Here is a 13997-nt window from a genome sequence, read left to right as displayed (position 1 = left end):
GGAGAGAACAGAATGAGCAAGGAAGTACTGTTGTTGGTCGATGCGTTGGCGCGGGAGAAAAACGTTTCCCCCGAGATCGTGTTTGTGGCACTGGAACAGGCTCTGGCGTCGGCTACCCGCAAAAAGCATGGGGAGGAAGATATCGATGTGCGGGTCAGCATCGATCGTCATACCGGTGATTTCCAATCCTATCGGCGCTGGCGCGTCGTGGAGGATCAGGAATGGCTGTCTGAATTCCAGGAATTGCCTCTGTCACAAGTCCGTGCAAACAATCCGGAAGCGCAAGCCGGGGAGATCATCGAAACTTCTTTGGAGCCCATCGAGTTTGGGCGTATCGGGGCACAAGCTGCCAAGCAAGTGATTTTTCAGAAAATCCGGGATGCGGAACGGGAACAGATTCTGGCGGATTTTCTGGAACGACAGGACAATCTGGTCAGTGGTCTGGTCAAGCGTCAGGAACGTGGGAATTACATCGTGGAATCCGGTCGGGTTGAAGCTCTGTTGCCCCGCGATCAGTTGATTCAACGGGAAAATTTGCGTATTGGAGATCGGGTGCGTGCCTACTTGCTCCGGGTCGAGCGGGGAGGGCGGGGGCCACAGGTGATACTGTCCCGAGTGGTTCCGGAATTTCTGATCAAACTGTTTGAACTGGAAGTGCCGGAAATCGAAGAAGGGTTGTTGGAAATCAAGGCGGCGGCTCGTGATCCCGGGATCCGCGCCAAGATTGCCGTGCATTCTCGGGATCGACGTATCGATCCCATCGGAACTTGTGTGGGGATGCGGGGATCACGGGTGCAAGCCGTGATTTCAGAACTGGGAGGAGAACGCGTAGATATCATCTTGTGGTCGGAAGACCCCGCTCAGTTTGTGATCAATGCGCTGGCTCCTGCGGAGGTCAATTCTATTCGCGTGGATGAAGAGGCCCATAGCATGGACGTGGTGGTGGACGAAGATCATCTGGCGCAGGCAATCGGCCGGAATGGACAGAATGTTCGATTGGCTTCGGAATTGACAGGTTGGTCTCTCAATATCATGACCGAAGATCAAGCCCAGGAAAAAGACAAAGAGGAAACGCTGCGCTTGCGCAATTTGTTTGTAGCCCGCCTGGATGTGGATGAAGAAGTGGCAGACATTCTGATTCAAGAGGGATTTTCCAGTTTGGAGGAAGTCGCTTATGTACCTAAACTGGAGATGCTGGCGATTGCTGCCTTCGACGAAGATACAGTGAATGAGTTGCGGAGCCGGGCGCGCAATGCTTTGCTGACAGAAGCGATTGCCACAGAAGAAAAGGTTGAACATGCAGTGGAAGATTTGAGACATATGGCGGGAATGGATCCCGAAACTGCGGTTTTATTGGCTTCAAAGGGAATTCATACGGTGCAGGATCTGGCAGATCTGGCGGTGGATGAACTGGAAGAATTGACGGGACTGACGCAAGAACGCGCCAGCGCCCTGATCATGGCGGCGCGCGCTCCGCTGTTTGAGTAATCAGGAGACATCAACCATGACGCACTCCACCGTGACGGATCTGGCTACAGAATTAAAAATGACGCCCTCGGCGTTGCTCGATCAATTACAAGCGGCGGGTATTCAAAAAACGGCGCAAGACACGCTGACCGAACGAGATAAGGCCGTTTTGCTGGAACATCTACGCGAGCAGCATGGTCGCGCAGAGCCAAAAACACGGATTACCCTGACACGACGTCAAACCAGCGAAATTCGCAAGGCAGATAATACGACGGGTAAGGCACGCACCATACAGGTGGAAGTTCGAAAAAAACGCGTCTTGATCAAACGGGATGTGGCAGAAAATCAGCCAGAAGATGTTTTGGAAGTTTCTGAAAGCATTCCCCCTGTCATGGGGAGCGAGGAAGAGACATCGGATGTCGGGATGGAATCGTCACTGCACGAAGAAGTGCAGGTCACAGAATTGCCTGAAGTTCAGGACACGGATCTTCCTTTGCCGCTGATTTCGGAGAGTGAGGAAGATAATAAGAAGGAAGAAGAAAAAGAAGAAGAAGAAGAAGAGAGTCAGGGCGTGGACACGGTGGTGTCAGTTCCTGATTTGGAAGTTCCTCCGGAAGAAGAAGTTGTTTCCGTACCGACTCCTGCCGAGCCTCCTCTGTCACAACGGACGCTCCGTATTTCGCCCATCGATGAGGAACAGCGAGCCATTCGAGAAATGGAAGCACGTCGTCAGGCTGAATTGCGTTCCAGGCAAGCGGCTGATGCACTGGATAAAATGGAACGGGTACGGATCCGCAAGGAGACCGAAGAAAAGGCCGAGGCCACCCGAGTGGCCGCTTTAGCAGCCAGCATCAAGCCAGTGGTGGTGGAGCCGTCCCGTTCTGAAAAAACAGGAACCCTTCATCGACCTGCGGTGGTGGCTGCAACCACGGATGCGGGCGGTGTGCGTAAACCGGCAAAGAAAACAGAAAAACAACCGGCCACGGCTTGGACCGATGATGGCGCCAAACGTCGAGCGCTCAAGACGCGCGGAGAAACCGGAGGGACGGGGTGGCGTGAACCTCATGGTCGGCATGGTAAGGGACATAAGGGGGATTCCTCTCAATCCCATGCTTTTTCGGCGCCCACTGAGCCCATCATCCATGAAGTTCTGGTGCCTGAAACCATCACTGTTGCTGTGCTGGCACAAAAAATGGCTGTCAAGGCCGCCGAAGTGATCAAGACGCTGATGAAAATGGGCATGATGGTGACCATCAATCAGATACTGGATCAGGAAACGGCCATGATCGTGGTACAGGAATTAGGTCACATGGCCAAACCTGCCAAGTTGGATGATCCGGAAGCACTGCTTGCGGAAACCGGGACTGTCCATGTAGATGCGATCCTTGAACCCCGTGCTCCGGTCGTCACCGTTATGGGACATGTGGACCATGGCAAAACCTCGCTTCTCGACTACATTCGTCGGACCCGTGTGGCCAGTGGTGAAGCAGGAGGGATTACCCAGCATATCGGGGCATATCATGTGGAAACACCGCGCGGCATGGTAACTTTTCTGGATACCCCAGGGCATGAGGCATTTACAGCGATGAGGGCTCGGGGTGCCAAGGTTACGGACATCGTGATTTTGGTGGTGGCAGCAGACGATGGAGTCATGCCCCAAACCATTGAGGCCATCCACCATACCAAGGCGGCACAAGTGCCTGTGGTGGTGGCAGTTAACAAAATGGACAAACCCGATGCAAATTTCGATCGGATCAAGAATGAGTTGGTCACCCAAGGGGTGCTTCCCGAGGAGTATGGCGGTGATGCACAGTTTGTTGCTGTTTCCGCAAAATCCGGCATGGGAATCGATGAATTGCTCGAATCCGTACTGCTTCAGGCCGAAGTTCTGGAACTGAAGGCTCCTCGCAACACCCCCGCCAAAGGGATCGTCATCGAAGCTCGTCTTGACAAGGGACGCGGTCCCGTGGCGACAATTCTGGTGCAATCTGGTCAATTACGGCGTGGGGATATGGTTTTGGCCGGGGCGGCATATGGGCGGGTACGGGCCATGTTGAACGAAGCAGGACAGCCGGTGGATAGTGCCGGACCTTCGATTCCCGTAGAGATTCAGGGATTGACCGAAGTGCCCGTGGCCGGTGAAGATGTCATGGTTCTGAATGACGAACGTAAAGCGCGAGAAATCGCCCTATTCCGTCAGGGTAAGTTCCGTGACGTGAAGTTGGCCCGTCAGCAGGCCGCGAAGTTGGAAAACATGTTTGAGCAGATGGGAGAAGGTGAAGTCAAGACCCTGTCGCTCATCATTAAATCTGACGTGCAAGGGTCCTACGAAGCACTTTCCCAATCCTTGCTCAAGTTGTCCAACGAAGAAGTCCGGGTCAATATCGTCCATGCGGCGGTGGGCGGGATTACCGAGTCGGACGTCAATCTGGCTCTGGCCTCCAAGGCCGTGATCATTGGCTTCAACACTCGTGCGGACACGACGGCGCGTAAGTTGATCGCTTCGGCGGGGGTGGATGTGCGGTACTACGACATCATTTATAACGTGGTGGACGAAGTCAAGGCCGCGCTCTCCGGGATGTTGGCGCCTGACCGAAAGGAAAATATCCTGGGATTGGTGGATATTCGCGAAGTGTTCCGTATCTCGCGAGTGGGAACTGTGGCTGGATGTTATGTTCTGGAAGGCGTGGTCAAGCGGGGTGCCCAGGTTCGATTGCTGCGGGATCAGGTGGTGGTTCACACCGGCGAACTGGACTCTCTCAAACGCTTCAAGGATGATGTTCGTGAAGTCAAAACAGGCTTTGAATGCGGTTTGTCCCTGCGTAACTATAACGATCTTCAGGTGGGGGATAAATTGGAAGTCTTTGAAATCGTAGAAGTCGTGCGGAGTCTGTGAGTTCGGTATGAAACATTTTCCGCGCCAGATACGGGTGGCCGATCAGATTCAGAAAGAGTTAGCTGATTTGCTCCGACGTGAATTCAAGGACCCGCGCGTGGGCATGATTACCTTCACAGCGGTGGAGGTGGCGGGGGATTATGCCCACGCCAAGGTTTATGTCAGTTCGCTTCAGGGGGAGGAGGTATTGGCCCGTTCCCTGGAGGCATTGCGCGATGGAGCGGGGTTTCTGCGTCATCACCTGGGACGGCGTCTGACCTTGCATACCCTGCCTCAGTTGCATTTTTTGGCAGACACTTCGGCGGATCGGGCCTTCGTTCTGACCAATCTGATCAATGCCGCGCGGGCGGCCGATGAAGCATTCCCAAAATCCTGAACGCTCGGAGCGGCGTGCGCTCACCGGCGTCATTCTGTTCGACAAGCCGTTTGGCTTATCGAGCAATCATGCCTTGCAGCGCGTGCGCCGTCTTTTTCAGGCGCTCAAGGCAGGACACACCGGCACTCTGGACCCCCATGCCACGGGATTGCTCCCTCTTTGTTTTGGAGAAGCCACCAAGTATTCAGGGTGGATCCTCGATGCACCAAAGACTTATCACGCCACCCTGACTTTGGGCCAGACCAGCAGTACGGGGGATGGAGAAGGTGTATTGAATCCCGGGCGCCCGTTTCTGGGGAACGAGATGACCCTGAATGCCACACTTGATGGGTTTCTGGGCACTCAAACCCAGTTACCCCCCATGCATTCGGCCCTCAAGGTTCAGGGGCAGACGTTGTATCAGTTGGCCCGCGCCGGTAAGGAAGTGGAACGTACCCCTCGAGCCATTCATGTTCATGAGATACGTCTTCTCTCTTGGCAGGAGGATCAGGTGGTTATCGAGACCAAGGTTAGCAAGGGCACCTACATTCGGGTCTTGGCCCAGGATATCGGTATTGCCCTGGGGTGCGGTGCCTACCTGAGTGGTTTACGGCGGACGGCCACCGGTCCCTTTGACTTGAACGAAGCGGTGACCCTGGAAAATCTAGAGGGAATGACTCAAGCCCAGCGTGATGCCTGTCTTCAACCAGTGGACAGTCTGCTGGCTGGATTGCCACGCCTCGATCTGCCCCTGACTCAGGGGCGTTCCCTGAGTCAGGGGCAGATCGTCATGGGGAATTTCCCCTGGCCAGAATCGCTCTATCGGGTTTATGCCAAGAATCAATTTTTGGGATTGGCCGAGTCGGATGCCACGCACAGCAACTTGGTGCCACTACGCATGATGGGTGACTTGCCTTCCTTGTGTTTTCAGGAATCTGGTACCCTGTGAGACCTCATCCCCCCTCCTCTTCATCTTCCGTACCCCATGCGTTTGCAGCAGGAGATTGGCGTGCCATTCGTGGGCTGATGCCGTATTTACTGGCATTCAAGGGAAGGGTTGCCTTGGCGTTGTCCTGTCTGGTGCTGGCCAAGGTGGCCAATGTGGGCGTACCCTTGCTGCTCAAAGAGATCATCGATCGTCTGGCACCCGGAAAAGGGGTACTCATGGTTCCGCTGGCCTTAGTCCTGGCCTATGGGGCATTGCGCTTTTCGACCACCCTGTTTAATGAGTTACGGGATGGGATCTTTGCCAAGGTGACACAGCGTGCCATTCGAAGCATTGCCCTGTCTGTGTTTCAGCATTTGCATGCCCTGAATCTGCGTTTTCATCTGGAACGCCACACAGGGGGGCTGTCCCGCGACATTGAAAGGGGCACGCGCGGCATTGAGAGTTTATTGCGTTTCACCCTTTTTAGTATTTTTCCTACCCTGGTGGAAATGGCCATGGTGGCGGGTATTCTGGCCTGGAAATACGATATCTGGTTTGCCTTGATTACCTTGGTGACGTTGGTGATTTATATTGCGTTGACGGTGGTGATCACCGAATGGCGCACCCATTTCCGGCGGCGCATGAACGAACTGGATTCCAAAGCCAATGCCCGCGCCATCGACAGTCTGATCAATTATGAAACGGTCAAATATTTCGGGAATGAGGCCTGGGAAGCGCAACGCTATGATCAGAACTTGGCTCGCTGGGAAGAGGCAGCGGTCAAAAGCCAAACTTCTCTGGCTTTGCTCAATGGAATTCAAAGTCTGATCATCGGGGTGGGCGCAGTCGCACTGATGCTGCGGGCAACGGCAGGGGTGTCTGCCGGACGCCTGACCGTGGGTGATCTGGTGTTGATCAACGCTCTTTTATTGCAACTCTACATGCCCCTGAACTTCCTGGGGGTGGTGTATCGCGAAATCAAGCAGTCCTTGGCGGACATGGATCGCCTGTTTCGATTGTTGACGGTGGAAACTGAGATTCGTGACTGTCCCGATGCTCAACCCTTGAAAGTTGGGGGCGGTGTCGTTCGTTTTGAAGCGGTGGACTTTGCTTACGACGAACGACGCGCCATTCTGCATCATGTGGATTTCGAGATTCCGGCGGGACATAAAGTGGCGGTGGTTGGGTCGAGCGGGGCCGGAAAATCTACGCTGTCTCGTCTTTTATTCCGCTTCTACGATGTGCAACAGGGGCGCATACTGATCGATGGTCAGGACATCCGCCAGGTCACCCAACAGTCTTTGCGTGCCGCGATCGGTATCGTGCCTCAGGACACGGTATTGTTCAACGATACGATCTATGCCAACATCGCCTATGGACAACCTGACGCTGCCCGCGAGGACGTTCTGCGCTGTGCTCAAACCGCTCATATCCATGCATTTATCGAAAGTTTGCCCGAAGGGTATGAAACCCAGGTGGGGGAACGGGGTCTCAAATTATCCGGGGGGGAAAAGCAGCGCGTCGCAATCGCTCGTACCCTGCTCAAGGCTCCGCGTATTCTGGTATTCGATGAGGCTACCTCGGCACTCGACTCTCACTTCGAGCGGGAAATCCAGGAAGAGTTATCCTCCATGGCGCGGCACCATACCACTCTGGTGATTGCTCACCGTTTATCCACCATCATCGATGCTGATCAGATCATGGTCATGGAAGCGGGGAACATCCTGGAACGGGGTACACATCTCGAATTATTGTCCAGGAATGGACGATATGCGGAACTATGGGCCCTGCAGCAGTCGGAAGAGGTTCAATCCGGGTAAAAAGCAGAGCAGAAAAACCAACGGCTGGACACATCAGGTCACCAGACCAGTGACCCGGATTTAAAGGGCAACGCCCGATTTTTGAACGGGTTTGGCCGACAGCAATCCCAAAGTGGTCTGATCCTGGACTTCCAACCAACGCCGTACCCGATTGGCATCAGAAAAGCGGGCATGATGACCACGGGAATCCAGCAGGACGATGATAGTGGGACGCTGATGGATGGTGGCTTGCATCACCAGACATTGTCCCGCTTCGTTGATGAAACCGGTTTTGGACAGACCGATTTGCCAGCCTTCCTGAGCGACCAAGGGATTGGTATTGTGCAAGGTAACCAACCGCCCCCCCCGACCGATGGGAACCTGAATCTCGGAGCGGGTAGTGATCTCGTGAATCAGGGGGACTTTGACGGCAGTACTTACCAGCACGGCCAAGTCCTGGGCCGTAGCGACATTGGCGCCGTTCAGTCCACTGGAATCTTCAAAATGAGTATCCTTCATGCCCAACTTCTGGGCTTGCAGATTCATCTGTTGAACAAAGGCCGCGGTGCCCCCAGGAAAGTTCCGGGCGAGGGCGGCGGCGGCACGATTTTCAGAGGCTACCAAAGCCATGCGCATGAAATCGAGACGGGTCGCCTGAGTACCCACGCGCAGGTGGGAATGACTGTAACGCAACGTATCCACATCTTCCTGACTTACGGTCAGGATTTCTTCCATATTCTGATGATTTTGAATGACTACCAGTGCCGTCATCAACTTGGTGATGGAAGCGATGGGGTGGGTAGGTTCGGGATTTTTGGCATAGACAACTTTCTGGGTCTGTTCATCCACGACCAGAGCCGTGACCGACAGGAGTGCTATGTGCCGGGGGTCTGGATCGACGGGGGCCCCATGATGGTGGTGATGCAGGTGGTGGTGTACCTGTGCTTCTGCCAATGGAACATGGGCGACGAAGAGGGCCATGAACCCTGTGAGGACCCAAGAGCGCAAAGCAGAAGAGGATAAAAACATGGGTGAACTCCAAGGTAGATGATACATTTCAACGATACAAAAAAAAACCTTGAAATGCAAGGGGATTATCCTGATTTACCCAACTTTTCCCAGATTTTTTCAAGACGGGGTACGGAAACGGGGTGAGGCGTTTTCAGTGATTGGGCAAAGAGTGCACAATGCAACTCTTCCAGCAGCCAGCGAAACTCTTCCAACTCCGGACTGGGTCCCCGCCGCTGGAGGGTATCTGTCCAGCGCCGTTCCAGGCGCGTCAGATCGGTATTCTTGCGGATATCTCCGGCAAGATCGCGGGGTAACTTCTCCAGACGAATTTCCATGGCGTGAAGGTAGCGCGGAAAATGGGCCAGTTTGGCGGGAGGAGTGGTGCGCAGCGTGGTGAAATTCATCAGACGTTGACGACGATGCTCCAGTTCTTTCAAGGGACCTGCCAGGTCCGGTTGGCGTGACAGTTGAGTCAGACGTTGGACTACATTCCGATGCCGTGTGAAAATATCGTGGAACAAGGCCACCTGGATTTTCAGGGATTGACCCAGATTTCCCTTGAGGGACTGGAGACGATGCTGGAACTCGGTGCGCGTGTGTGGCGGAACACCTTCATCCGGCAACCATTGGCGCAGCACCTGCTGCAGCAACAGTTCAAAGAGGGTGTCTGCCGTGACCGGATCCCCATTTTGAGTCAGACGGGCAAACTCTGGTAGGAGGGGTAGGAGGTCGGGTAGGGTATTTTGCCCTTTGAGTCGTAGCGGAGCCAAGCTCAAATGGGCCAATCGGCGGATTCCCGCACGGGTACTGGTGAGTGCTTCTTCCTGATCATCGAAGGCCATCAGGTCCACAGTTTGACCCCGATCCACCAAACCGGGATAGACCGTAAGGATGATGCCTGCACGCACCAGCGTCTGTGGGCCGGAAAGTTCTTCGAAATCCCAACGGGTCAGTCCCTTTTGTACCCAGTCCGGGTCTTTTTCGGGACTCAAAGTGCGATGGAGCGGGTTGTTCCATTGAGCCCGCAGCAGGTCGAGGTCACGGCCACTGGCGATTTCCTGGCCCATTTCATCGGTCAGGCGCAGACGCATTTTCAGGTGTTCTGGGGGTGTGGCCCAATCCTCGGGGGATACCGCCTGCCCACTGCGCTGGCGGACAAACTGATTCAGTTGGGGAAGAAGTGCGCCTCGAGAGGGATCATGACGCTCCAGAAAAGTCGTGACGGTAGGCGGCAGGGGCACCAGAGTGCGACGCAGGGTGCCAGGCAGTTTTTTTAAGAGAAAGGTGATTTTTTCGCGGATCAGTCCGGGTACCAACCAATCCAGCGGAGCATTGTCCAACAGGGACAGTACGGGCAAAGGCAGGGTCAGGGTGACTCCATCGAGGGGATGCCCGGGCTCAAAACGATAGGTCAGAGGCCAGTCTTGGCCCCCCCAGGAAAAGTGGTCAGGAAATTGAATTTCAGTAATGTCTCCAGCGGCATGGCGCATCAGAAATTCACGGGTCATGAGCAGTGGGTCTGCGTGACCCGGAGTCCGTTCGCGTAACCAATGGGTCAGACGTTGAGCGCTCCATACCTCGAGAGGCAAACAATCTTCATAAAAGGCGCAGAGGTCTTCTTCGGGAATTAGAACACCCTGGCGCCGCCCCTTATGTTCCAACGCCAGTACTTCGGCCATGGCGGCCAGGTTATGCACCAGAAAAGGAGGCGGTGTCTTCAATTCACCCGCGACGAGGCCATGCTGGATGAAGACTCGCCGCGCTTCGTGGGGCGCGATGGGACCATACCGTACAGGGCGACGGGCCACCAGAGTCAGGCCATAGAGTGTCACTTTTTCGTAGGCATTGACCTGCTCGCCCTGGGGGTCCCAGTAAGGATCGCCATAGCTGCGTTGAACCAGTGATCCGGCGGCGGCTTCGATCCATTCCGGTTGGAGGGGGGCCAGCAGACGGGCCTGGATGCCTTCGGTTTCTGCCAGTTCGGCGGCCATGACCCAGCGCGGACGTTCCTTGCCCCGCACACCAGAGGAGACCCGAAAACGAATACCCCGCGGGCCGAGATAATTCTGTGCTTCTCGATCCCATTGTCCGATCTGGCCCAGTAATCCGCAGAGCAGGGCGCGGTGGACATTTTCTGGCGGGGCAGGGCTTTCGTTCGGCAGCCACTGTCGTTCAGTTATCAACCCCACCAGTTGACCGTGTAATTCGCGCCATTCGCGCACCCGTGCCGGGGAAAGGTAATTGCGCTGGCAGAAGTGCACCAGTTGGCGTCCTGATTTGCGGTGTCGAAAGGCTTCCTGTACTTTGTCCCAGATTTGGAGAAGGGCCAGGAATTCTGAACCGGCTTGGAGGAATTGGGCATGGTGGGCATCGGCTCGACTGCGATCATCGGAGGGGCGCGTGCGCGGATCTTGCACGCTCAGGGCTGCCACCAGGACCAGGATTTCTCGCAGGCAACCCAGGTCACGAGCGGCGAGAACCATGCGACCCAAACGCGGATCGAGGGGGAGAGGAGCCAGTTCACGGCCCAACGGGGTGAGTGCGTGGGCTTCGTCCATGGCACCCAGTTCATGCAGGAGTCGATAACCTTCTTCGATGGCGCGTGGGGTAGGACTGTCGAGCAGAGGAAGGGTATCCAGACAGCCCAAGCCCAGGTGGGCCAGACGCAGGATGACGCTGGCAAGGGAGGTACGAAGAATTTCGGGCGTAGTGAAGGGCGGGCGGGCAGAAAAGTCTACCTCGTCATACAGCCGAATACAGATTCCGGCCGCCACTCGCCCACAACGCCCGGCACGTTGGCGGGCTGCAGCCTGGGAGATCTTTTCCACGCGCAACTGGGTAACCTTGGTGCGCAGACTGTACCGATTGACGCGGGCCAATCCCGTATCGATGACAAAATGGATGCCCGGCACGGTCAGTGAGGTTTCGGCCACATTGGTGGCCAACACGATGCGTCGTCCCGTACCCGCTTGAAAAACCCGATCTTGCTCGGTTTGAGATTGACGGGCGTAGAGTGGCAAAATCTCTGTATGTGGTGGATGGTGTTTACGTAAGGCTTCAGCGGTTTGTCGGATATCCCGTTCTCCCGGCAGAAAAATCAGAATGTCCCCCCGTGCATGCAGATCTCCCAACTCGTCCACAGCATTCAGCAACGCCTGGAGGCTCTGGTCTTCATCATCGTCGGTTTCTTCCTCGGTGGGTGCCTCGATGGGCCGCCAACGGATTTCCACCGGCCAGGTTCGCCCTGAGACCTCGATCACTGGAGCTTGGTCGAAGTGGGCCGACAGTCGTTCAGCTTCGAGGGTGGCGGAGGTCAGAATTACTTTGAGGTCGGGGCGACGGGGGAGCAGACATTTCAGATAGCCCATCAGAAAGTCCATGTTGAGACTACGCTCATGCACTTCATCGAGGATCAGGGTGTCATAGCGACGAAATTCTGGATCATGGGCGATTTCGGCCAACAGGATTCCTTCGGTCATGACCTTGATGAAGGAACGGTCCGATACCTGGTCGTGGAAACGAACCTGATAACCCACGGCTTCGCCCAGACGGGTTCCCAGTTCCTGGGCAAGTCGTTGTGCTACGCTGCGCGCCGCTACACGGCGTGGCTGCGTGCATCCGATCAGCCCCCCCACCCCCCGCTCAAGAAGCAGGCAGAGTTGGGGGAGTTGAGTGGTTTTCCCCGATCCGGTTTCTCCACAGATAATGGTGACGGGATAGCGAGACACGGTGGACAGTATTTCTTCCCGTGCCGCCAGCACCGGCAGATCGCTGGTCAATGATGGACGCGGCAAGGTCTCCCGACGCCGGGCTTGAACGGCGGGAGAAAAGGGTTTGTACCTCATCGGGCCGAGCGGGTCAGGAGGAGGAATCGTTCATTCCGGTCCCCAGGACGTTCTGCACTCCAGCGCAGGTGCCAACCTTTGGGCACCAAAAAGGCATTCTGCCCATTGGATTGCACCAGCCATAGGGAACACTGGACACTAGGATCCAGTTCGCGCCGTTCAGTATGAAGGTCGAGGGTATCGTCCAGCAATCCGCGCTGGGGTTCGCCCAGTCCTGTACTCATGATGCAGCCATGGGAGTGGGGCAGTGCTTTTCCCAGGGAAAGCATGACGCCCTCATAACTGCGTGAAGCTTCCACATAGGGCAACCAGAGGGACATGACCAGCATCCAGGAAACCGTCATGCCCACCGACCAGTTGATCAGTGCGCGTCGAGGAGAAGGATGGGAATGAAAAATAGTGAAGGCCCAAAGTAACGTCAGAAATAGGGAGAAAGCAAAGGGCAGTGCCTGGAAATGCGTGTGAAAGTCAGGAAGTTGGGCATCTAGGTAATGTATGATGCCAACAGGCCAACCCGTCATCTGGGCAATCCAGCCCAACCACAGCAAGGTGGTCAGAAGCCCGAAAGTCAGCATGCCGAACCAATCCAGTGCGCTGGTGGCTCCCCGTCGCAATCCGTCCAGTCCACCTGTCGCCAGCAAGGTAAAAGGAAGGAGGAGGGGAAGGGCATTGCCTTCACGGGGAGAAGTGCATAAACCCAGAACAAGTAGCCAGAGCCCCAACATCAGCAACAGAAAACGGGTCTGAGGTTTTTCCCAGGTTCGTTTTCCTCCGGTCCATAGTACCCCCAGAGCCAAAGGGGCTGCTGGCCAGGCAAACCAACTGGAAACGACCAGATAGTATAGGGGGGAAGCATCGGCGACCAGCCATGTCTCTGGATGCAGGAAGGGGCCGAACAACAGGGGTTTCCAGAGAACATAGGTGGCGGGATGATCAAGCGCCAGAAGGGTAGGCCAGATGACCAGAAAGGGAATGGCTCCTATGGCCCAGAAAAGTGTAAAACGTCCTGCCTGAGGAGGACGAAATTCATGAATCAGAGCGGGGGCTAGAATCAACAGGGGCAAGAGCAAGGGGAACGCCAATGTGCCCTGGGATAAAAACGCCATGCCGAATCCGATTCCCCCCATCAACCCCCCCCGGACGGTTTGAGTCCGTCCCATGGGAAGAGCGGCCACGACCCATGAAACACCCGTCAACCAGGACAAATCTGTACTCATTTCATGGGCGCGGATGACCAACCCCACGCTTCCGATGAAGATCAGGATGGCTAATCGAAGGGTTCTGGGACCGTAGAGATGACGGGCGGCCAGGGCAATCCCCGCAAAGGTTCCCACCATGAACAATCCACTGGCCAGACGTGCTGAATCGTGAGGAGGCACGAGATGGAAGGAAAAGCGTACCAGAATCGCCCCCAGCCAATAGTACAGGGGAGGGTGCGCAAGGTAGGGTTCACCCGCCAGGGTAGGAGATAACCAGGATCCTCCACGCAGCATTCCGTGGATAATCCCTTGGCTGACGGCTTCATCGTACTTCCAAGGGGTATGTCCTGTCAGGCCCGGAAGAAGCCAAGCGAGACAGATGAGAATAAAGAGTACGATCTTTAGAGGTGTGGCGGTCCCGTCGAAATTGAGGGTTTTATCGATTAACGATCCGGAAGCCACAGTGATCCCTTTGCATTTCCACCCCCAAGTCTCAA

8 protein-coding genes are annotated in these 13997 nt (G+C 55.6%); 5 read left to right on the top strand and 3 right to left on the bottom strand.

Features of this window, described 5'->3' with window-relative positions:
- Positions 1-12: 12 nt before the first annotated feature.
- From nusA to HO274_RS03295, 5 genes are all read left to right on the top strand, one after another.
- A complete protein-coding gene (nusA, locus tag HO274_RS03315) occupies positions 13-1488 on the top strand; it encodes a transcription termination factor NusA (RefSeq protein WP_031598175.1) in 1476 nt (491 codons plus the stop codon).
- Between the two features lie 16 nt (positions 1489-1504).
- A complete protein-coding gene (gene infB, locus HO274_RS03310) occupies positions 1505-4363 on the top strand; it encodes a translation initiation factor IF-2 (protein WP_273121485.1) in 2859 nt (952 codons plus the stop codon).
- Between the two features lie 7 nt (positions 4364-4370).
- Positions 4371-4739, top strand: coding sequence for a 30S ribosome-binding factor RbfA (gene rbfA, locus HO274_RS03305; protein ID WP_031598171.1), 369 nt, complete (start codon positions 4371-4373; stop codon positions 4737-4739).
- Positions 4717-5667 carry a tRNA pseudouridine(55) synthase TruB gene (truB, locus tag HO274_RS03300; RefSeq protein ID WP_273121482.1) on the top strand — a complete coding sequence of 317 codons (951 nt, stop codon included), beginning with the start codon at positions 4717-4719 and terminating at the stop codon, positions 5665-5667. Before rbfA ends, truB begins: the two co-directional genes overlap by 23 nt.
- 77 nt (positions 5668-5744) lie before the next feature.
- A complete protein-coding gene (locus HO274_RS03295; RefSeq protein WP_082783181.1) occupies positions 5745-7466 on the top strand; it encodes an ABCB family ABC transporter ATP-binding protein/permease in 1722 nt (573 codons plus the stop codon).
- Positions 7467-7526: 60 nt separating this feature from the next.
- Here HO274_RS03295 and HO274_RS03290 read toward each other — a convergent pair whose 3' ends face one another.
- From HO274_RS03290 to HO274_RS03280, 3 genes are all read right to left on the bottom strand, one after another.
- A complete protein-coding gene (locus tag HO274_RS03290) occupies positions 7527-8474 on the bottom strand; it encodes a serine hydrolase (protein ID WP_160171563.1) in 948 nt (315 codons plus the stop codon).
- 65 nt (positions 8475-8539) lie between these two features.
- Positions 8540-12301 carry an ATP-dependent RNA helicase HrpA gene (gene hrpA, locus HO274_RS03285; RefSeq protein WP_273121479.1) on the bottom strand — a complete coding sequence of 1254 codons (3762 nt, stop codon included), beginning with the start codon at positions 12299-12301 and terminating at the stop codon, positions 8540-8542.
- Positions 12298-13962, bottom strand: a complete 1665-nt coding sequence (locus tag HO274_RS03280) for an ArnT family glycosyltransferase (protein WP_273121477.1) — start codon at positions 13960-13962, stop codon at positions 12298-12300. Before HO274_RS03280 ends, hrpA begins: the two co-directional genes overlap by 4 nt.
- Positions 13963-13997: the final 35 nt, after the last annotated feature.

Origin of the sequence: Ferrovum myxofaciens (genome assembly GCF_013181415.1) — a bacterium.
Classification (GTDB): Bacteria; Pseudomonadota; Gammaproteobacteria; order Burkholderiales; family Ferrovaceae; genus Ferrovum; species Ferrovum myxofaciens.
Note: the sequence above shows the minus strand (reverse complement) of the source record. Positions and strands in the feature narration are given on the sequence as shown.